This is a genomic window from Pseudonocardia sp. EC080619-01 (assembly GCF_001420995.1).
Taxonomy (GTDB): domain Bacteria; phylum Actinomycetota; class Actinomycetes; order Mycobacteriales; family Pseudonocardiaceae; genus Pseudonocardia.
This window is the reverse complement of sequence record NZ_CP012184.1, coordinates 1,762,669-1,781,845: the sequence shown is the minus strand read 5'-3', so window position 1 is coordinate 1,781,845 and position 19,177 is coordinate 1,762,669. Positions and strand designations below refer to the sequence as shown.

Annotated in this window: 16 protein-coding genes; 6 read left to right on the top strand and 10 right to left on the bottom strand. The window is 72.2% G+C overall.

The genetic code is table 11. From position 1 onward, the window contains the following. Window positions 1-4 precede the first annotated feature (4 nt). The 4 genes from AD017_RS08170 to AD017_RS08155 all read right to left on the bottom strand — a co-directional run bounded on the left by AD017_RS08170 (window position 5) and on the right by AD017_RS08155 (window position 3,890). Window positions 5-970: a PDR/VanB family oxidoreductase gene (locus AD017_RS08170; protein WP_060576300.1), complete on the bottom strand. Its 966-nt coding sequence runs from the start codon at window positions 968-970 to the stop codon at window positions 5-7. 145 nt (window positions 971-1,115) lie between these two features. Next, a complete protein-coding gene (locus AD017_RS08165; RefSeq protein WP_060573827.1) occupies window positions 1,116-1,613 on the bottom strand; it encodes a Rieske (2Fe-2S) protein in 498 nt (165 codons plus the stop codon). A 7-nt stretch (window positions 1,614-1,620) separates the two neighbouring features. Continuing rightward, the gene (locus AD017_RS08160; RefSeq protein WP_060573826.1) at window positions 1,621-2,754 is read right to left on the bottom strand and encodes an amidohydrolase family protein; all 1,134 of its coding nucleotides are present in this window, start codon (window positions 2,752-2,754) and stop codon (window positions 1,621-1,623) included. Between the two features lie 14 nt (window positions 2,755-2,768). Beyond that, on the bottom strand, window positions 2,769-3,890 hold the full coding sequence (locus AD017_RS08155) for an amidohydrolase family protein (protein WP_060573825.1): 1,122 nt from the start codon (window positions 3,888-3,890) through the stop codon (window positions 2,769-2,771). Window positions 3,891-4,113: 223 nt separating this feature from the next. Between AD017_RS08155 and ilvC the strand changes: the two genes are divergently transcribed. Both ilvC and AD017_RS08145 read left to right on the top strand, forming a co-directional pair. Next, window positions 4,114-5,127, top strand: a complete 1,014-nt coding sequence (gene ilvC / locus AD017_RS08150; RefSeq protein ID WP_010229152.1) for a ketol-acid reductoisomerase — start codon at window positions 4,114-4,116, stop codon at window positions 5,125-5,127. Between the two features lie 172 nt (window positions 5,128-5,299). Further along, a complete protein-coding gene (locus AD017_RS08145; protein WP_010229150.1) occupies window positions 5,300-6,028 on the top strand; it encodes a GntR family transcriptional regulator in 729 nt (242 codons plus the stop codon). 52 nt (window positions 6,029-6,080) lie between these two features. On the opposite strand, the gene AD017_RS08140 is transcribed toward AD017_RS08145, so the two are convergent. The 4 genes from AD017_RS08140 to mmsB are packed head-to-tail and all read right to left on the bottom strand — an operon-like array spanning window position 6,081 to window position 10,540. Next, on the bottom strand, window positions 6,081-7,289 hold the full coding sequence (locus AD017_RS08140; protein WP_010229149.1) for a CaiB/BaiF CoA-transferase family protein: 1,209 nt from the start codon (window positions 7,287-7,289) through the stop codon (window positions 6,081-6,083). Window position 7,290: 1 nt separating this feature from the next. After that, on the bottom strand, window positions 7,291-8,151 hold the full coding sequence (locus AD017_RS08135; RefSeq protein ID WP_060573824.1) for an enoyl-CoA hydratase/isomerase family protein: 861 nt from the start codon (window positions 8,149-8,151) through the stop codon (window positions 7,291-7,293). 8 nt (window positions 8,152-8,159) lie between these two features. Then, window positions 8,160-9,620 carry an aldehyde dehydrogenase family protein gene (locus AD017_RS08130; protein ID WP_060573823.1) on the bottom strand — a complete coding sequence of 487 codons (1,461 nt, stop codon included), beginning with the start codon at window positions 9,618-9,620 and terminating at the stop codon, window positions 8,160-8,162. Between the two features lie 32 nt (window positions 9,621-9,652). Next, window positions 9,653-10,540, bottom strand: coding sequence for a 3-hydroxyisobutyrate dehydrogenase (gene mmsB / locus AD017_RS08125; protein ID WP_060573822.1), 888 nt, complete (start codon window positions 10,538-10,540; stop codon window positions 9,653-9,655). A 99-nt stretch (window positions 10,541-10,639) separates the two neighbouring features. On the opposite strand from mmsB, the gene AD017_RS08120 reads away from it, so the two are divergent. The 4 genes from AD017_RS08120 (at window position 10,640) to AD017_RS08105 (ending at window position 17,487) form a co-directional block, all read left to right on the top strand. After that, window positions 10,640-11,554 (top strand): LysR family transcriptional regulator, encoded by a 915-nt coding sequence (locus AD017_RS08120; protein WP_060573821.1) that lies wholly within the window; start codon window positions 10,640-10,642, stop codon window positions 11,552-11,554. Window positions 11,555-11,975: 421 nt separating this feature from the next. Then, window positions 11,976-13,748: an L-lactate permease gene (locus AD017_RS08115; RefSeq protein ID WP_060573820.1), complete on the top strand. Its 1,773-nt coding sequence runs from the start codon at window positions 11,976-11,978 to the stop codon at window positions 13,746-13,748. A gap of 47 nt (window positions 13,749-13,795) precedes the next feature. Next, the gene (locus AD017_RS08110) at window positions 13,796-17,176 is read left to right on the top strand and encodes a pyruvate carboxylase (protein WP_060573819.1); all 3,381 of its coding nucleotides are present in this window, start codon (window positions 13,796-13,798) and stop codon (window positions 17,174-17,176) included. Then, window positions 17,173-17,487: a hypothetical protein gene (locus AD017_RS08105; protein ID WP_060573818.1), complete on the top strand. Its 315-nt coding sequence runs from the start codon at window positions 17,173-17,175 to the stop codon at window positions 17,485-17,487. The genes AD017_RS08110 and AD017_RS08105 overlap by 4 nt, the downstream gene beginning before the upstream one ends. On the opposite strand, the gene AD017_RS08100 is transcribed toward AD017_RS08105, so the two are convergent. Continuing rightward, complete coding sequence (locus tag AD017_RS08100) at window positions 17,463-18,602, bottom strand: acyl-CoA dehydrogenase family protein (RefSeq protein ID WP_060573817.1); 1,140 nt, start codon at window positions 18,600-18,602, stop codon at window positions 17,463-17,465. The two genes, AD017_RS08105 and AD017_RS08100, sit on opposite strands and share 25 nt — an antisense overlap. Beyond that, window positions 18,603-19,175, bottom strand: a complete 573-nt coding sequence (locus AD017_RS36115) for an acyl-CoA dehydrogenase family protein (RefSeq protein WP_202968841.1) — start codon at window positions 19,173-19,175, stop codon at window positions 18,603-18,605. Between the last annotated feature and the right edge of the window lie 2 nt (window positions 19,176-19,177).

Sequence of the window (19,177 nt, the reverse complement as noted above, 5' to 3'; positions counted from 1 at the left end):
ACCGTCAGAGATCGAGCACGAGCCGCGCGGAGCACGCCCGCGAGCAGCAGACCATCATGACCTCGTTCGACGCCCTCTCCTCCGGGGTGAGGAACGAGTCGCGGTGGTCCGGTTCCCCCTCCAGCACGACGGTCTCGCAGGTCCCGCACGTGCCCTCCCGGCACGAGGTGGGGACGTCGACCCCGGCGGCCTCGATCGCCTCGGCGACGGTCTGGTCCGGCGTCACGGTGATGCTGATGTCGGAGAAGTCGAGGACGACCTCGAACGCGGAGTTCTCGCCGTCCAGCGCGCCCTCCTTGGGGCGGAAGCGCTCGAGGTGGAGGGTGCCGGCCTGCCAGGTCGCACACTGCTGTTCGACGGCGTCGAGAAGGACACCGGGGCCGCAGCAGTAGACGTGCGTCCCGGGAGCGGGGGTGCCGAGCAGGCCGTCCAGATCGATGAGGCCCTTCGCGTCCTGCGGCCAGATCGTGACCCGGTCGCCGTGGGCCGCGAGCTCGGACCGGAAGGCCATCGACTCCTCGGCCCGGCCACCGTAGACGAGTCGCCACGGCTTCCCGGCGGCCTCGCAGGCGGAGATCATCGGCAGGATGGGGGTGATCCCGATGCCGCCGGCGATGAACAGGTAGTCGTCGGCGTCGTCGAGGGTGAAGTTGTTGCGCGGGCCCCGGCACAGCACCTCGTCGCCGACGACCAGCTTCTCGTGGACGTGCGCGGAGCCGCCGCGGCTCTCCGGCTCGCGCAGCACGCCGATCCGCCAGCTGCGCAGGTCGGTCGGGTCCCCGCACAGCGAGTACTGCCGCTCCAGGTCCGGCCCGAGCACGAGGTCGATGTGGGCGCCCGGGTCCCAGGCGGGCAGCTTGTCGCCGACGGCGGGCTCCAGGCGGACGGAGACGACGCCGGTGGCCTCGAGCTGGATCTCGGCGACGAGCACGCGCACCTCGGCGGGAGCGCTGCGGGGAGTGTTCGGCATCAGGATCATCCGTTTCGCGGGACGAGCCGACAGCGCGGGCGGGTGCCGGACGGCGCTGTACGGAGCGGGCGGACCAGGGGAGTGCGGGACGGGCCGCCGCCGGGCCGGCGGGTCGCGCCGGCCCGGCGGGCTGGGACCGGGCCGGTCAGGCCCGGCCGGTCGTGGCCTGCGCGCGGGGCCCGCGTGCGGGCCGGCGCCGGCTGGTGTCGACGACGACCATGTCGCCGTCGATCGACACCTCGTACCCCTCCATCACGTAGGGGCCCTTCTGCACACCGCCCTCGGGGTCGACGGTGTCCTCCGGGGACCCGGCGACGACCTCGACGGTGTACTTGCGGACTCGCGCGTTGCGCGGGTCGAAGAACGACTCACCGGTGCGGATGTCGTACTCCCACGCGTGCCACGGGCACCGGATGGACCGGTTGCGCTCGTAGGTGATCGGCGTGTCGGGGGCCTCGGACTCGGAGACCCCGAAGACGGTGCCGAAGCTGCACAGCGCGGCGCCCGCGTGCGGGCACTGGTCGAGCAGGGCGTAGTACTCGCCGTCGACGTTGAACACGCCGACCTTGCGGCTCTCGATCTCGACGATCTTGCGCTCGCCCGGCGCGATGTCGGCGACGTTGGCGACTGCGTACTTGGTCATGGTGTGCTCACCCGTCCAGGCCGAAGAACTTCAGCCCGTTGTCGCGCATGATCTTCTGCTTCATCTCCTCGGGGAAGGAGGCCGGGAAGACCGTCTCCGGGGAGTCGAAGTCGAAGTGGGGGTAGTCGGAGGCGAACACCACGTTGTCCGGGCAGAACTCCTCGATCATCTCGGCGAGGTGGCGCGGGTTCTCCGGCTCGTCGATCGGCTGGGTGGAGGCCCAGATGTGGTCGCGGATGTACTCCGAGGGCTTGCGCTGCAGGTCGGCGACCTCGCTGCGCAGGTTGCTCCAGTGGTAGTCGAGCCGCTCGGCCAGCGGCGCGAAGTGCAGCACGTTGCCTTCGACGAACATGACCTTCAGGTCCGGGAAGCGGTCGAACGTCCCGGTGAGGATCAGGCTGAGCATCTGGGACTGCAGGCTCTGGGTGTGCCCGACGTGGTACTCGGTGTGGTACGAGGTCCAGCCGGTCCCGGTGTTGGCGTGCCCGCCGCCCTGCGAGAGGTGGAACTGGATCGGCAGGCCGTGCGCGACGGCGGCCTCGTAGATCGGCCAGTACCGGCGGCTGCCCAGCGGCTCCAGGGTCTTGCTCAGGCCCAGCAGCGACACGACGCCCGGGTTCGACCCGACCCGCTCGATCTCCTCGACGGCCAGGTCGGCGGCCTCGAAGGCGACCGGCGCGGAGGCCCGCAGCCGCGGCTCGGGGTACACGATGTGCTCGAGCTGCCAGTCGTTGATGGCCTGGGTCAGCACGTGCGCGAGCCGCGGGTCGAGCGCCTGGCTCGCCGGGTTCAGGGTCTGGCCGCCGGGGGCCAGGCACTGGAGCACACCGATGGTGATGTCGTACGGGTCGAGCAGCTGGGACCGGATCAGGTCGAGCGACGAACCGGGGTAGGTCCCGTCGTCGGGCCACGAGTCGTTGCGCATGGCCCCGCCGTACATCTGCGGGTACTCCGTGACCGTGGACAGGCCGTTCGTGGTGCGCACGCCGTACTCGGCGATGTGGCGCCGCCACCGCTCCGGCAGGTAGCCGGCGATGAGGCCTTCCTTGGGGACCGGGTGGATGTCGACGTCGAAGATGCCCGTACCGAGGACGGGCGTGCTCACCGGCGCGGTGGCGGGAGCGTGGTCGATGACCGTCATGGTGATGTCGCCTTTCACTCGTCGGCCGGGACGCTGAGGTTGTAGAGGTCCCAGGCGTTGTGCCGGTAGATGCGCTCGATGAGCTCGGGGTCGGTCGTGCCGTTCGCGATCGCGTGCGGGCCGGTCGTGTGGTGGTGCGGGTAGTCGCTGGAGAACACGAGCATCCGGTCGCTGCCCATGCGCTCGACCGCGGTGTCCAGGCCGCCGGCCTGCTCGGCGCCGTCGGACGGGGCGGTGGTGAACCGGAAGTGGTCGCGGATCAACTCGGACGGCGCGCGGTCCAGCCACGGCATGTCGGGCCGGTAGCTCTTCCAGAGCTTGTCGAACTTCCAGACGAAGGGCGGGAGCCACTTGAACCCGACCTCGCTGACGACGACCTTGGTGTCCGGGTACTTCTGCAGCACGCCCTCGGAGACGATCGAGTTGATCTGGGCCTCCAGGTTGGACTGCTGGCCGACGTACCACTCGAGGTACGAGGTGGGCCAGCCGACCGACGTCGGGGCCTGGCGGAACACGCCTCCGATGTGGATGGTGACCGGCAGCCCGTTGCGGTGCGCGGCCTCCCAGATCGGCCAGTTGATCTGACGGCCGTAGAGCAGCTCGGACTGGCCGAGCAGCAGTACCTGCACGAACCGGTCGTCGCCTGCCCTGTGGTCGATCTCCTCGGCGGCCAGCTCCGGGGTGCCCTGCGGCACGACGATCGAGGCCCGCAGGCGCGAGTCCTGCGCCAGCCACTCGTGGGCGACCCAGTCGTTCAGCGCCCTGGCGTGCGCGGCCTCGCGGCGCGGCTGGTGCATCTGCTGGACGGCGTAGAGGCAGTTGAGGATCGCGTAGTCGGTGCGCCCGTCGGCGAAGACGTCGGCGACGAAGTCCTCGACCCGGGTGGACGCCCGGCCGTTGTCGTCGGTGCGCGCATCCGGCAGCTGCGCGATGTTCGACCCCCGCGGGTGGTAGCTGGGGTCGTAGTACGGCGCGAGTGCGCCGATCAGCTGGTCACCCCAGTACTCGTCGAGGTAGGGGAGGAGATCGCGGGCCGACGGCAGGATCGGGTGGGTGTCGCAGTCGACCACGGCGGCGCGCGTGCCGGCCGCGGGTTCCGCGAGCTTCTGCCTCGGGGTAACGACGGTGTCAACCATGTTCGGGAACGGACCTTTCGGTTCTCGTGCGGACCGTGGCTGGGCCACGAGAGGCTCAGTAGCGTGGATCCAGGATCAAGGATAACCATGGATCCTCAGGTGACTCAAGACACGAGCGCGAACTTCTGATCCTGTCTCCTGGATCCAGGAGCCGATACGGAGTACGTTCGTCCCCGGCCCCGCAGCACCGGGGCCGCACGACCGTCCGACAAGGAGTGAATCGATGACCGCCACCGTCCACTACGACGCCGACGCCGACCTGGGGCTGCTCCAGGGCCGGAAGGTCGCCGTCATCGGGTACGGCAGCCAGGGCCACGCCCACGCGCTCTGCCTGCGGGACTCCGGCGTCGACGTCCGCGTCGGCCTGCCCGAGGGGTCGAGGTCGCGGGCCAAGGCCGAGGAGGAGGGCCTGCGGGTCGTCACCCCGGCCGCGGCCGCCGCCGAGGCCGACGTGGTCTCGATCCAGGCGCCGGACACCGTCCAGCGCACGCTGTACGCGGACGAGATCGCCCCGAACCTCGCGCCCGGCAACATGCTGATCTTCAGCCACGGGTTCAACGTCCGGTACGGCTACATCGCCGCCCCCGAGGGCGTCGACGTCGCGCTGGTCGCGCCGAAGGGGCCCGGCCACCTGGTCCGGCGCCAGTTCGCCGACGGGCACGGGGTCCCCGCGCTGGTCGCGGTCGAGCAGGACGGCAGCGGCTCCGCGAAGCAGCTCGCGCTCGCCTACGCGAAGGCGCTCGGCGCCACCCGGGCCGGGGTCATCGAGACGACCGTCGCCGAGGAGACCGAGACCGACCTGTTCGGTGAGCAGGCCGTGCTGTGCGGCGGCGCCTCGGCGCTGATCCAGGCCGGGTTCGACACCCTCGTCGAGGCCGGCTACCAGCCCGAGATCGCCTACTTCGAGGTCCTGCACGAGATGAAGCTGATCGTCGACCTCGTCTACGAGGGCGGCATCGCGCGTCAGCGCTACTCCTGCAGCGACACCGCCGAGTACGGCGACCTGACCCGCGGCCCGCGGATCGTGAACGACGACACCCGTCGCGAGATGCGCCGGATCCTCACCGAGATCCAGGACGGCACCTTCGCGAAGGAGTGGATCGCGGAGGACGACAACGGCCGCCCGAACTTCCTGCGCCTGCGCGCCGAGGGCAAGGAGCACGGCATCGAGCAGGTCGGTGCCCGGCTGCGCGACATGATGCCGTGGGTCGACCGGAAGATCACCGAGACCGCCTGATCCGCACCCGCCGTCTCCGCCGGTCCGATCGGCCGGCGACGTGGCCTCCCGCCCCCGTCCGGCCACGAGCCGGGACGGGGGCGGCCGCGTGTCCGGGCCGATGTGGCTCGGGGATCCAGGAACCTCGCTGCTGCTAGATTGGCCGCGAAGACGACGAAAGGTGCGTGCGTCCATGGCGAGCACAACCGACGATGCCGACCCGGCCGGGAACCCGCCGTCGCGGGGGTCGGCGCTGGAGCAGCTGCCACCACGCGACACGACGACGCTCGTGCGGACGGTGCGGGACCGGCTCCGGCTGGCGATCGCGCTCGCCGAGATCCCCGAGGGGAAGCTGAACCAGGTCCAGGTCGCCCGCCAGCTCGGCGTGAGCCGGATGCCCATCCGCGCGGCGATCCCCGACCTCGTCGCCGAGGGCCTGCTCGAGTCGCTGCCCGGCGGGGGAGTGGCGGTCCGCCCGCTGACCGAGACCGACGTGCGGCAGGTGTACGAGGTACGCCTCGCGCTGGAGTCGCGCGCGGTCCGCAACGCCGCCGAGCACGGCTCGGACCGGGACCTGCGCCGGATCCGGACGATCGTGGACACCCACGGCGAGGCGTTCGCGTCCTACGACGCGGAGAAGCTGCTCGCCGCCGACCGCGAGTTCCACATGGCGATCCTGTCCGCGTCCCGGAACGAGCACTACCAGCGGGCGATCGTGCCGGTGTGGTCGATCGTGGAGCGGGCGATGGTGAGTGTCCTGCACACCACGACCGTGTTCGACAGCGCGTGGCAGGAGCACGCCGAGATCGCCCGTGCCCTGCAGGCCCGCGACGCCGACGCCGCTGAGGCCGCGGTCCGGCAGCACCTCGGGAACGCGGCCGAGAAGCTGGTGACCTCGCTCGCCGGCACCATCGAGGCGTGAGCTCCGACGACGGCGGGCCCGGGACGGTGTCCCGGGCCCGCCGTCGTCGTGGTCAGCTCCCGCTGCGCCGCCACTGCGCCGCGTGTCCGCCGACGACCATGAGGTCGATCTCGTCGGCCGAGTAGCCGGCCGCGGTGAGGACCTCCTCGGTGTGCTCGCCGAGCATCGGGGCCGGCCTGCGCAGCCAGTCCGGATCGGCGGCGCCCACGTTCACCGACTGCCCGAGGACCCGCATCGCGCCCAGCGCCGAGTGGTCGACGTCGGCCACCATGTCGAGGCCCGCGGTGATCGGGTGCTCGAGCGCCTCGGGGATGGTGAGGACCGGGCCGCACGGGACCCCGGCCGCCCCGACCGAGTCGAGCCACTCCTCGGTGGTCTTCGCCGAGAGGACCTCCTCGATCAGCGTGCGCAGCTCGGCCCGGTTCGCCATCCGGTCGGCGTTGCTGGCGAAGCGGGGATCCTGCTCCCACTCCTGCTTCCCGAGTGCGGAGCAGAGCCGCTGCCACATCTTCTCGTTCCCGCAGGCCAGCGTCATCGCCGAGTCACCGGTCCTGAAAGTGCCCTGCGGGAACATGATCGGGTGGTCGTTGCCGTCCTGGCCGGGGGTGACGCCGAGGCTCAGGTACTTCTGGGCCTGGTAGGACAGCAGCGTCAGCATCGACTGCATGAGCGATCCCTCGACCACGGTGCCCTGCCCGGTGCGTTCGCGCTCGTAGAGCGCGGACAGCACGCCGACCGCGCCGAACACGCCGGTCGCGGAGTCGGCCACCGCGATTCCGACCCGCAGCGGGCCGGTCTCCGGGGTGCCGGTCACGCTCATGAGCCCCGACATGGCCTGCGCGGTCTGGTCGAAACCGGCCAGCTCGGACCCGGGCGGGCGCTGCCCGAACCCGCTGAGCGAGACGTAGACCAGACGCGGGTTCAGTTCCCGCATCGCCGCCGCCCCGACGCCCATCTTCTCCACGGTGCCCGGCTTGAAGTTCTCCACGAACACGTCGGCCTCGGCGATGAGCCTGCGCAGCGCCTCGGCGCCCGCCTCGCTGCGCAGGTCGAGGGCGACGCTGCGCTTGTTGCGGTTCGAGGCCATGTAGTAGACGCTCTCGCCGCCGGTGAACGGTCCCGACTGGCGGGCGGCGTCCCCGTTCGGCAGCGTCTCGACCTTCACGACGTCCGCGCCGAGGTCGGCGAGGAGCATCGTCAGCGTCGGTCCCGACAGGTACCGGGTGAGGTCGACGACGCGGACCCCGTCCAGTGCTCCCATGTCAGTCCTCTCCCTTCCGGCCGAACACCGGTGCCCGGCGCTCGCCGAAGGCCGCGACCCCCTCGCGGAGGTCCGGCCCGTCGTAGGCCTCGACGTGCAGCCGCGACAGCAGGTCGGCGTCGGCGTCGGTGAGCGGACGCCCCGCCATGTCCGTCACGAGCTTGGCGGCGCTGATCGTGACCGGGGCCTGGGTCCGGATCCGTCCGACCAGGCCGGTGACGGTGTCGACCAGCTCGCCCGGCTCGACGAGCCGCTGCACGAGCCCGATCCGGTGGGCGTCGGCCGCACCGACGATGTCCCCGCTGAACAGCAGGTACTTCAGCTCGGCCGGGCCGATCACCCGGGCCACCGCGGAGGTCTCGGTGTAGCCGAGGGTGACCCCCAGCTTGCCGATGGGGATGCCGAACCGGGCCGCCGTCGAGGCGATCCGGACGTCGCACGCGGCGGCGAGCTCGCAGCCGCCGCCGACCGCGAGCCCGTGGATGGACGCGATCACCGGCACCGGCACCGCGGACACCGCCCGCAGCGCCCGGGCGATCGACTCGTTGTAGCCGGTCGCCGCGGCCGCACCGAGGCGGGTCTGCGGGAACTCCTTGATGTCGGCGCCGGCCGCGAGTGCGTCCGGGCCGGCCCCGCGGACGACCACGGCCCGCAGGCCGTCCCGCCCGCCGAGCTCGGTGAACACGGTGCGCAGCCGCTGCCAGGCGGCGAGCGACAGTGCGTTGCGGGCCTCGGGCTTCGACAGCGTCACCACGGCGACGTCGTCGACGTCCTGCACGGCGACCCGGTCGACGACGAGCTCGGCGGGCGGGTCCTCACGCAGGACCCGGCCGAGCTCGCCGGTGAAGGTCTCGTCGGTCATGGCGCGCCTCAGTGGGAGGTGTCGACGGAGACGTGCTTGCGCTCGGTGAAGCTCTCCAGCATGCCCTCGAGCGAGAACTCGCGGCCGATGCCGCTCTGCTTGTAGCCACCGTAGGACTGCCCGAGCACCTGGCCGCCGCCCTGGTTGACCTGCACCCAGCCGGCGTCGATCGCGTGCGCGGTGCGCAGCGCCTTCCCGAGGTCGTGGGTCCAGACGAACGCGGACAGCCCGTAGTGGGTGTCGTTGGCCATGCGGACGACCTCCTCCTCGTCGTCCCACGGGATCACGCACAGCACCGGCCCGAAGATCTCCTCCTGGGCGATCCGCCAGTCGTTCTCGATCCCGACGAACACGGTGGGCTCGATGTAGTAGCCCTCCGACAGCGGGCCCTCCGACGGCGGACGCCCGCCGATCGCGACCCGGGCCTCCCCGCGCTGCAGGCCCTCGTCGATGAAGCTGCAGACCCGGTCGTACTGCTTCTGGTTCACCACGGCGCCCATGTCGGTCGCCTCGTCGAGCGGGTCGCCGACCTTCAGCTTCGACAGGTGCGCGGTGACCTTCTCGACGAACGAGTCGACGATCGAGCGGTGCACGAACAGCCGCGATCCGGCGGTGCAGGACTGCCCCTGGCGCACGAAGCGCATGCCGGTGACGACGCCCTGGACGACCCAGTCCTCGTCGGCGTCCGGGAAGACGATCTGCGGGTTCTTGCCGCCGAGCTCGAGCGAGACGGGAACGATCCGCTCGGCGGCGGCCGCCATGACCCGCTTGCCGACGGCGGTGGACCCGGTGAAGGACAGCTTCCGCACGGCCGGGTGGGTGATCAGGGCCTCGCCGGCCTCGGTGCCGTAGCCGACGACGCAGTTCAGCACGCCTGCCGGGAGGAAGTCGGCGCAGATCTTCACGATCTCCAGGACGGCGAGCGGGGCGTCCTCGGCGGCCTTGAGGACCAGCGAGTTGCCGGCGGCGAGCGCCGCGGCGATCTTCATCGAGGCCAGCTGGACCGGCGCGTTCCACGGGACGATCGCGCCGACGACGCCGATCGGCTCACGGCGGGAGTAGTCGAGGACGTGCGCGTTGAGCGGGATCGTCTCGCCCTTGGTCTCGCTCGCGACCGAGCCGAAGTAGCGGAAGACGTCGACGGCGTACTGGACCTCGCCGCGGGCCTGGGTGCGCAGCGCGTTGCCGTTCTCGTCGGCGATCTGGCGGCCGATCCGCTCGATGTGCGGCTCGATCGCGTCGGCGATCTGCTGCAGCAGCCGGCCGCGCGCCCGCGGCGCGGTGTCGCGCCAGCCCGGGAACGCCCGGCCCGCGGCCTCGACGGCGTCGGCGACGTCCTTCTCGCCGCCGCGCGGCACGCGGGCGATCACCTGGCGGTTGCGCGGGCTGACGACGTCGATCCACTCGTCGTTGCGGGCGGCGACCCAGCCGCCGTCGATGAAGTTGCGGAACTCGGGGGTGGTGCTCATGGGGTGTGCCTTTCCGTGTGCGTGCGGGCTGCTCAGGACCGGACCTCGACGGCCCGGATCACCGCGGAGGAGTCCAGGCCGCCGTCGGTCTCGGCGAACTTCCCGACCTGGTCGAGCGCCCCGCGCCCGACGACGAGCTCGACGCCGGTGTCCGCGGCGGCCGCGGCGGCGAGGCCGAGGTCCTTGGCCAGCAGCCCGGCGGCGAACTTCGGGGCGTAGCCGTTGTCGGCGGCCGAGCCCTCGACCAGGCCGGGGCGCGGGGTGAAGTTGTGCAGCGCCCAGCAGTTGCCCGAGGAGGTGCTGAGGACGTCGAACAGGTTCTGGTTGGAGACGCCGAGCTGCTCGGCGAGCACGAACGCCTCGGCGACGGCGACGAGGCTGGCGCCGACGACCATCTGGTTGCAGGCCTTGACCGCCTGCCCGGCGCCGGCGTCGCCGACGTGGAAGAACTTCGAGCCCATCGCGTCGAGGACCGGGCCCGCCGCGGCGAGCGCGTCGGCGGAGCCGCCGATCATGAAGGTGAGCGTGCCGCCGGTGGCGCCCGCGACGCCGCCGGAGACCGGGGCGTCCAGGACCTGCAGGCCCAGCTCGGTGGCCGCGGCGTGCACGTCGCGGCTGGTGGCGACGTCGATCGAGGACGCGTCGATCACGAGTCCGCCGGGCTTGAGCCGGGTCAGCGGCCCGCCGTCGCCCAGCAGGACGCTGCGGACGTGGTCGCCCTTCGGCAGCATCGTCACCAGCGTGTCGGCGCCCTCGGCGGCCTCGTCGGCCGAGGAGACGACGGTCACGCCGGCGCGGGCGGCCGCGGCCTTCGCCTCCTCGCCGAGGTCGAATCCCTGCACGTCGTACCCGGCCTTGACCAGGTTCGCCGCCATGGGGCCACCCATGTTGCCCAGGCCGACGAATCCGATGACGCTCATTGTCACGCTCCGTTCGTGTCGAGTTCGGGCTCACTATGACCAGGCACAGATGCACACTCAAGACGAACCTGAGCACGATGGCTGTGCAAGAATGCACACGTGAACCTCGACGACCTCCGCTACTTCCTGGAGCTGACCCGGTACGGCCGGCTCACCGTCGCGGCGGAGCGGATGGGGGTCGAGCACACGACGATCCGGCGTCGCATCTCCGCACTGGAGCGGGCGCTCGGCCAGCGCCTGTTCGACAAGACCCCGCGCGGGTGGACGCCCACCGCCGCGGGCCGCCGGCTCCTGCCGTACGCGCAGCGGATCGAGGCCGAGGCCGACGCCGCCCGGGGAGCGGTGACCGACGACGGGCACAGCCCCCGCGGCACCGTGCGGATCGTCGCGACCGACGGCTTCGGTGGTGCGGTGATCGCGCCGGGGCTCAGCCGGCTCCGCCGCGCCCATCCCGGGATCCAGGTCGAGCTGGTCACGAAGAGTCATCTGCTCGACTACGGGGTCGGCGAGTTCGATCTCGCCGTCACGATCCACCGGCCGGAACGGCCGGGTTTCCGGATCGAGCATCTCTGCGACTACGACCTGCGTCTGTACGGCAGTCCGGCCTACCTCGCCGCGCGATCGCGGATCCGGCAACCGCGGGACCTCGCCGACCACGACCTCGTCTGGTTCGTCGCGTCCCTCCTCGACCTCCCCGAGCTCCAGAGCGCGGAGGACATCGCCGCCCAGGCGAACGTGGTCTTCCGTACGACCAACCTGTTCGCGCAGGTCGAGGCCGCGGCGGGAGGCGTCGGGCTGGGGCTCGTGCCCTGCTTCCTCGCCCACGGTGACGATCGGTTGCGGCCCGTCCTGCACGACCAGGTGTCGGCGCGGCGGACGTTCTGGGTGATCACGCCCAACCGGCTGCTGAACACCGAACGGATCGCGATCGTCGCCGAGCACATCGCGGAGACCGCGCGGCTCGCGGGGGACCGGCTGATCCCGCCCGCGACCTCGGGGGACGCAGCGGGCTGAGCCCGCCCGGAGGCCTGCCCGCCGGTAGCTGCCGGGGCCACGCTGTGTTGACAGCCCCGGGGGCCGTGGTTACCGTCCTCACATCCTGGATCCAGGCTTCTGGATCATCACCGAGTCGACGCGACCGCGTGGCCGGCGGCGCTCCCGCCCCGCCGCGTACCGCGTGGTGAAGGAGTTGTGACTAGTGGGGCGCGGAGCCCCGGTGCCCCGCGGAGTCGCGACCGCCCGCACCGGGTGACCGCGCCGACGGACCACCGGCGGACCTCCCGCCGACCGCCGAGTGCATCGAACCGTGGCGCGCCGGCCCTGCCGATCCGGTCGGCAGGGCTCCGGAGGCGTGCCCGCTCGACCTGCCCCGGCCGGAGGGCGGACGCACCGCCGTCGTCATCGTCGTCAACCGTAGGCACTGAGAGGCTTCATCGTGGAAGACCTGGGACTGCTGAGTGTTCTCGCACTGGCCCCTGTCGTCATCGTCGCCATTTTCCTGGTCGGCCTGCGTTGGCCGGCGAAGTACGCGATGCCGCTCGGCTTCGTGGCCGCCGCGCTGATCGGCTCCCTCGTATGGGGAATGGGTCTGCCGGTGGTCGCGGCGTCGGCGGTCGAGGGGATCGTCATCGCCCTCGGCGCGCTGTTCATCGTGTTCGGCGCACTGCTCCTGCTGCAGACGCTCTCCCAGAGCGGCGCCCTGGCCACGATCCGGGCCGGGTTCACCAGCATCAGCCCGGACCGCCGGGTCCAGGCGATCATCATCGGCTGGTTGTTCGGATCCTTCATCGAGGGTGCGTCGGGTTTCGGCACACCCGCCGCGATCGTGGCGCCGCTCCTGCTCGCCCTCGGGTTCCCGGCGCTCGGCGCGGTCCTGGTCGGCATGACCATCCAGTCGACGCCGGTCAGCTTCGGCGCGGTCGGGCTGCCGATCCTCACCGGGGTCAACCAGGGCCTCGCCGGTGATCCGGCGGTCGCGGGCCGCGCCGCCGGGTTCGGCGTCGACCACCTCGGCTACCTGTCCGACATCGGGATCCAGATCGCACTGATCCACGCCGTCGCGGGCACCCTCATCCCGCTGTTCATGGTCTGCCTGCTCACCCGGTTCTTCGGGGCGAACCGCAGCATGGCCGAGGGCCTCGCGATCGCGCCGTTCGCGTTGTACGCGGCCGTCGCCATGATCGTCCCCTACCTGTTGCTGGCGGTCCTGCTCGGACCCGAGTTCCCGTCCCTGCTGGGCGGGCTGATCGGTCTCGCGATCGTCATGTTCACCTCGAGCCGCGGCTTCCTCATGCCGAAGCAGACCTGGGACTTCCCCCCGCGGGCCGGCTGGCTCGACCGCTGGATGGGCGACATCGAGCCCGACACCTCCGTCGCCGCCGGCCGGATCGGCATCTGGACGGCCTGGTCGCCGTACGCGATCGTCGCCGTGCTGCTGGTGCTGAGCCGGACGGTGACGCCGCTCAAGGAGGCGATCCAGTCCGTCGAGATCGGGCTGTCCGACATCTTCGGGACCGGGATCTCGGAGTCCGTCGAGATCCTCTACTCGCCGGGTGCCGTGTTCCTGGTCGCCTGCCTGATCACCTACGGGCTGCACCGGATGAACCGCAGGCAGATCGGGCAGGCGTGGGCCGTCGCCGGACGCCAGCTGGCGGGCACCGCCGCGGCGCTGCTGTTCGCGGTGCCCATGGTCCGGATCCTGATCAACTCCGGTCCGGACCTGAACTCGACCGGCCTGGCCAGCATGCCGATGACCCTCGCCGAGGGCGCGGCCGCCGTCGCGGGCGGCTCGTGGCCCGTCCTCGCGCCGTGGATCGGAGCACTGGGCGCCTTCGTCGCCGGCTCGAACACGATCTCGAACATGACGTTCTCGCTGTTCCAGTTCGCCACCGCGACCAACATCGGCGTCACGCCGGAGACGATCGTCGCGGCCCAGGCCGTCGGCGGCGCGGCCGGCAACATGATCACTGTCCACAACGTCGTCGCCGCGTCGGCGACCGTGGGGCTGCTCGGCCGCGAGGGCGACGTCATCCGGATGACGATCATCCCGATGACCTACTACTGCCTGGTCGGTGGCGGCCTCGCCTTCGTGATCGTCTACGGGGTCGGGCTGAACCTCGGCACGATCGTCCTGGCCGCGGTGGTCGCGGCGCTGGCCGGGCTGGTGATCCGCGCCCGGCGCCGGGCGCCCGAACCCTTCCTGACCTGAGCCGTATCGCCGGCCCGTCGCGCGCGGGTGGACCCACGAGGAGACAGATGTTCCGCAAGGTACTGGTGGCCAACCGGGGCGAGATCGCCATCCGGGCGTTCCGGGCCGCGTTCGAGCTGGGCGTGTCGACGGTGGCGGTGTTCCCCCACGAGGACCGCAACTCGCTGCACCGGGCCAAGGCGGACGAGTCCTACCGGATCGGCGAGCCCGGTCATCCGGTGCGCGCGTACCTGTCGGTGGACGAGGTCGTGCGCGCCGCGACGAAGGCCGGCGCGGACGCCGTGTACCCCGGCTACGGCTTCATGTCCGAGAACCCGGACCTGGCCCGCGCCTGCCGCGAGGAGGGGATCACCTTCGTCGGGCCGCCGACCGAGGTGCTGCACCTGACCGGCAACAAGTCCCGGGCGGTGGCGGCGGCGAAGGCCGCCGGGGTGCCGGTGCTGGCCTCCTCGGAGCCGACGACCGATGTGGACGCCCTCGTCGCCGCCGCGGAGGTGATGGAGTTCCCGGTGTTCGTCAAGGCCGTCGCCGGTGGCGGCGGGCGCGGGATGCGCCAGGTCGCCGAGCCCGGCGCGCTGCGCGAGGCGATCGAGGCGGCGAGCCGCGAGGCCGAGTCGGCGTTCGGTGACGGCACGGTGTTCCTGGAGCAGGCGGTGGTGGACCCGCGGCACATCGAGGTGCAGATCCTCGCCGACGCCGAGGGCAACGTGGTGCACCTGTTCGAGCGGGACTGCTCGGTGCAGCGGCGTCACCAGAAGGTCGTCGAGATCGCCCCGGCGCCGAACCTCGCCCCGCGGGTCCGGGACGCGATCTGCGCGGACGCGGTGCGCTTCGCCCGGGAGATCGGCTACGTGAACGCGGGCACGGTGGAGTTCCTGCTCGACGAGCACGGGCGGCACCACTTCATCGAGATGAACCCGCGGATCCAGGTCGAGCACACGGTGACCGAGCAGGTCACCGACCGGGACCTGGTGATCGCCCAGCTGCGCATCGCCGCCGGCGCGACGCTGCCGGAGCTGAACCTGACCCAGGACCGGGTGACGCTGACCGGTGCCGCCCTGCAGTGCCGGATCACCACCGAGGACCCGGCGAACGGGTTCCGGCCCGACGTCGGCACGATCAGCGCCTACCGCACGCCCGGCGGTCCCGGGGTCCGGCTCGACGGCGGCACCGTCCACACCGGAGCCGAGGTGTCGGCGCACTTCGACTCCATGCTGGTCAAGCTCAGCTGCCACGGTCAGGACTTCGACAGCGCCGTGCGGCGCGCCCGGCGGGCGATCGCCGAGTTCCGGATCCGCGGGGTGTCCACCAACCTCGGCTTCCTCGCCGCCGTGCTCGACGACCCGGACTTCGCCGCCGGAGCGGTGACGACCTCGTTCATCACCGAACGGCCGCAGCTGCTGCGCGCACGACCGTCGGCGGACCGGGGATCGCGGGTGCTGTCCTACCTGGCCGAGACGGCGGTGAACCGGCCGCACGGGCCCCGGCCGCAGGTGGTGGAGCCGGTCGACAAGCTCCCGATCGGGGTCGACCTCGACGCGCCGGTGGCGGACGGGTCGGCGCAGCTGTTGCGGGAGCTGGGTCCGGAGGGGTTCGCGGCCCGGCTGCGGGGGCAGTCCGCGGTGGCGGTCACCGACACCACGTTCCGGGACGCACACCAGTCGCTGCTGGCCACCCGGGTGCGTACCCGCGACCTCGTCGCGGTCGCGCCGTACGTCGCCCGCACGATGCCCGAGCTGCTCTCCCTCGAGTGCTGGGGTGGAGCGACGTACGACGTGGCACTGCGGTTCCTGGCCGAGGACCCGTGGGAGCGGCTCGCCGCGATCAAGGCGGCGGCGCCGAACATCTGCACACAGATGCTGCTGCGGGGGCGGAACACCGTCGGGTACACGCCGTACCCGGTGGAGGTGACCGACGCCTTCGTCGCCGAGGCCGCGGCGACCGGGATGGACATCTTCCGGATCTTCGATGCGCTCAACGACGTCTCCCGGATGCGTCCGGCCATCGACGCCGTCCGCAACACCGGCACCGCGCTGGCCGAGGTCGCGCTCTGCTACACCGCGGATCTGTCCGATCCCGGCGAGAAGCTCTACACCCTCGACTACTACCTGCGCCTCGCCGAGCAGATCGTCGACGCCGGTGCGCACGTGCTGGCGATCAAGGACATGGCCGGGCTGCTGCGCCCGCCCGCAGCGCGGACCCTGGTCGGCGCGCTGCGGGACCGCTTCGATCTGCCGGTGCACCTGCACACCCACGACACCGCGGGCGGCCAGCTCGCGACGCTGGTCGCGGCGATCGACGCCGGCGTGGACGCCGTCGACGGGGCGGTCGCCTCGATGGCCGGCACGACGAGCCAGCCGTCGCTGTCGGCACTGGTCGCCGCCACCGACCACACCGGGCGAGCTACCGGGCTGTCGCTGGCCGCCGTCGGTGACATGGAGCCCTACTGGGAGGCGGTCCGCAAGGTCTACGCGCCGTTCGAGTCCGGGCTCGCGTCACCCACGGGCCGCGTCTACCACCACGAGATCCCCGGCGGGCAGTTGTCGAACCTGCGCCAGCAGGCCATCGCGCTCGGCCTGGGGGACCGGTTCGAGCTGATCGAGGACTGTTACGCGGCGGCGGACCGGATGCTGGGGCGGCTGGTGAAGGTGACGCCGTCGTCGAAGGTCGTGGGCGACCTCGCCCTGCACCTCGTCGGCGCCGGCGTCGACCCCGCCGACTTCGAGGCCGACCCCGCCCGCTTCGACGTCCCCGACTCCGTCGTCGGCCTGCTCCGCGGCGAGCTCGGCACCCCGCCCGCCGGATGGCCCGAGCCGCTGCGCACCCGCGCCCTCGACGGGCGGCGCCCCGGTCACGGCCGCGTCGACCTCACCGAGGGCGACCGCAAGGACCTCGCCATCGACCCCCGGCGCACCCTGAACCGGCTGCTGTTCCCCGGTCCGACCCGCGAGTTCGGCACCCACCGCGAGCAGTACGGCGACACCTCCGTGCTGTCCACGAAGGACTACCTCTACGGGCTCGAACCAGGTCTGGAGCACACCGTCGAGCTGGAGCCCGGCGTCACCCTGCTGATCGAGCTCGGGGCGGTGTCCGAACCGGACGAGCGCGGCTTCCGGACGCTGCTCACGACGCTGAACGGGCAGCTGCGGCCGGTGTCGGTCCGCGACGCGTCGGTCGCGACCGAGGTCAAGGCCGCGGAGAAGGCCGACAAGGGCGACGACGGCCACGTCGCCGCCCCGTTCGCCGGCGTCGTCACCCTGCAGGTCGCCGAGGGCGACACCGTCGACGCCGGCCAGACCGTGGCCACGATCGAGGCGATGAAGATGGAGGCCTCGATCACCACCCAGCGCGCCGGAACCGTGTTCCGGCTCGCGATCGGCGCCGTGGCGCAGGTCGAGGGCGGCGACCTGCTCGTCGCACTGCGATGACCCCGCCCGACCGGGAGGCGGCCGCGCTCTCCGACGTACTCGTCCTGCTCGACGCCTGCACCGTCAGCGTCGCCGCGGTCGTCGCGGTGCTGCTGCTCCGGGGGCGCACCGAGGACCAGCTGGTCACCGCCGCCGCGGGGGTGTTCCTCGCGGCGGTGTCGACGTTCCTCGTGCGGTCCGTCCTCGGGCTCGACGACTCGGTGTTCCGGCAGGGCCTGCCGGTCCTGGCGGTCGTCCTGCTCGCCGCGGGGTTCCGGCTCCGCGGAGCCGGCCGGCGGCGGTCGGATCAGCCGCGGGACAGGCGCGCGTAGCGGGCCCGGTGCTGGTCGGCGGAGCCGAACTCGTACTCGATCGCGGTGAGCCGCTTGAAGTAGTGCCCGACCGCGAGCTCCTGGGTCATCCCCATACCGCCGTGCAGCTGCACCGCGCTCTGCCCCACGAACCGGGCCGCGCGGCCCACCGTCACCTTGGCGGCGGACACGGCCCGCGCCCGCTCGGCCGGCTCCGAACCCAGCCGCAGCGTCGCCAGGTAGGTGGCCGAGACCGCCTGCTCCACCTCCATGTGCATGTCGACCATCCGGTGCTGCAGCGCCTGGAACGACCCGATCGGCTGCCCGAACTGCCGGCGCTCCCGCGCATAGGCGACGGTGTCGGCGAGCACCGTCCGCAGGCATCCGACCGCCTCGGCGCACACCGCGGCGACCGCCTCGTCGAGGGCGGGCGCGAGCAGGTCCCAGCCCCGGTCCTCCGCACCGAGCAGTGCGGTGGCGGGCAGCCGGACGTCGTCGAACACGAGGTCCGCGGCGTGCCGGTCGTCGACGGTCCGGAACGGGTCGATCCGCAGCCCGGCCGGCGGGTCGTCGACGTCGACCGGCACGGCGAACAGCGAGATCCCGTCGAGCCCGCGCCGCCCGCCCGAGGTGCGGGCGCTGACGAGCAGGTGGGTGGCCTGCGGCACCCCGGGTGCGACGACCTTCGTGCCGCTCAGCACCCAGTCCCCGCCCGAGCGGCGGGCCGTGAGCGACACGTCGTGCGCGGTGTGCCCCGATCCCGGCTCGGCCAGCGCCGGTGCGATGCGGACCGAGCCGGCGGCGACACCCTTCAGCACGTCGCTCGCGCCCGCGCGGCCGAACACGCCGCCACCGAGCACGACCGTGTCCACATAGGGCTCGACGACGAGCGCGCGGCCGAGCTGCTCCGCGACGACCATGACCTCGACCGGGCCGCCGCCCGAGCCGCCGGCGTCCTCCGGCAGTGCTGCGCCGAGGATCCCCAGGTCGTCGGCGAACGCCTGCCAGATCGCGGGCTGCCACCCGGCGTCCGACCCGGCGATCTCGCGGCTGCGCGCGAGGTCGTAACGGGCCGCGAGGAACCCGGCGAGCGTGTCGCGGAGCTGCTCCTGCTCCGAGGTCAACTGGAAGTCCATCTAGAGCCCCAAAGCCGCCTTCGCGATGATGTTGCGCTGGATCTCGTTGCTGCCCGCGTAGATCGTCCCGGCCCGGTCGTTGAGGTAGCGCAGCGGCGCGACGGCCTGCCACTCCTCGCCGCTGAGGTAGCCGTCCGCCGGTGGGACGAAGCCCGCGACCGGGCCGCCGGGCCGGGTCGCGTGCGGCTGGTAGGCGCGCCCGCGCGGGCCGGCGGCCTCCAGCAGCAGCTCGGTCAGGGTCTGGCTGAGCTCGGTGCCGAGGATCTTCAGCATCGACGACGCCGTCCCCGGGTTGCCGCCCTCGGCCGCCGTCGAGAGGACCCGGAACTCCAGGATCTCGAAGACGTCGATACGGATGCGGGCGTCGGCCAGCTTCGCCGCGAAGTCCGGTGAGTCGATCAGCGGGCGCCCGTCCGGGCCCGGCTGACCGCTCGCGGCGCGCGCCACCTCCCCGGCCGTCACCTGCAGCCCGGGCGCGACCGCCGCGCCGCCCCGCTCGAACTCGAGCAGGTACTTCGCGACGGTCCAGCCGTCGTCGACCGAGCCGATCACGTTCGACAGCGGCACCCGCACCC

Bases quoted from the DNA above. Each gene is read 5' to 3' on its own strand.
- AD017_RS08110 (WP_060573819.1), top strand. From the start codon at position 13,796: ATGTTCCGCAAGGTACTGGTGGCCAACCGGGGCGAGATCGCCATCCGG.
- AD017_RS08160 (WP_060573826.1), bottom strand. From the start codon at position 2,754: ATGACGGTCATCGACCACGCTCCCGCCACCGCGCCGGTGAGCACGCCC.
- AD017_RS08140 (WP_010229149.1), bottom strand. From the start codon at position 7,289: ATGGGAGCACTGGACGGGGTCCGCGTCGTCGACCTCACCCGGTACCTG.
- ilvC (WP_010229152.1), top strand. From the start codon at position 4,114: ATGACCGCCACCGTCCACTACGACGCCGACGCCGACCTGGGGCTGCTC.
- AD017_RS08170 (WP_060576300.1), bottom strand. From the start codon at position 970: ATGCCGAACACTCCCCGCAGCGCTCCCGCCGAGGTGCGCGTGCTCGTC.
- AD017_RS08145 (WP_010229150.1), top strand. From the start codon at position 5,300: ATGGCGAGCACAACCGACGATGCCGACCCGGCCGGGAACCCGCCGTCG.
- mmsB (WP_060573822.1), bottom strand. From the start codon at position 10,540: ATGAGCGTCATCGGATTCGTCGGCCTGGGCAACATGGGTGGCCCCATG.
- AD017_RS08135 (WP_060573824.1), bottom strand. From the start codon at position 8,151: ATGACCGACGAGACCTTCACCGGCGAGCTCGGCCGGGTCCTGCGTGAG.
- AD017_RS08100 (WP_060573817.1), bottom strand. From the start codon at position 18,602: ATGGACTTCCAGTTGACCTCGGAGCAGGAGCAGCTCCGCGACACGCTC.
- AD017_RS08105 (WP_060573818.1), top strand. From the start codon at position 17,173: ATGACCCCGCCCGACCGGGAGGCGGCCGCGCTCTCCGACGTACTCGTC.
- AD017_RS08165 (WP_060573827.1), bottom strand. From the start codon at position 1,613: ATGACCAAGTACGCAGTCGCCAACGTCGCCGACATCGCGCCGGGCGAG.
- AD017_RS08130 (WP_060573823.1), bottom strand. From the start codon at position 9,620: ATGAGCACCACCCCCGAGTTCCGCAACTTCATCGACGGCGGCTGGGTC.
- AD017_RS08155 (WP_060573825.1), bottom strand. From the start codon at position 3,890: ATGGTTGACACCGTCGTTACCCCGAGGCAGAAGCTCGCGGAACCCGCG.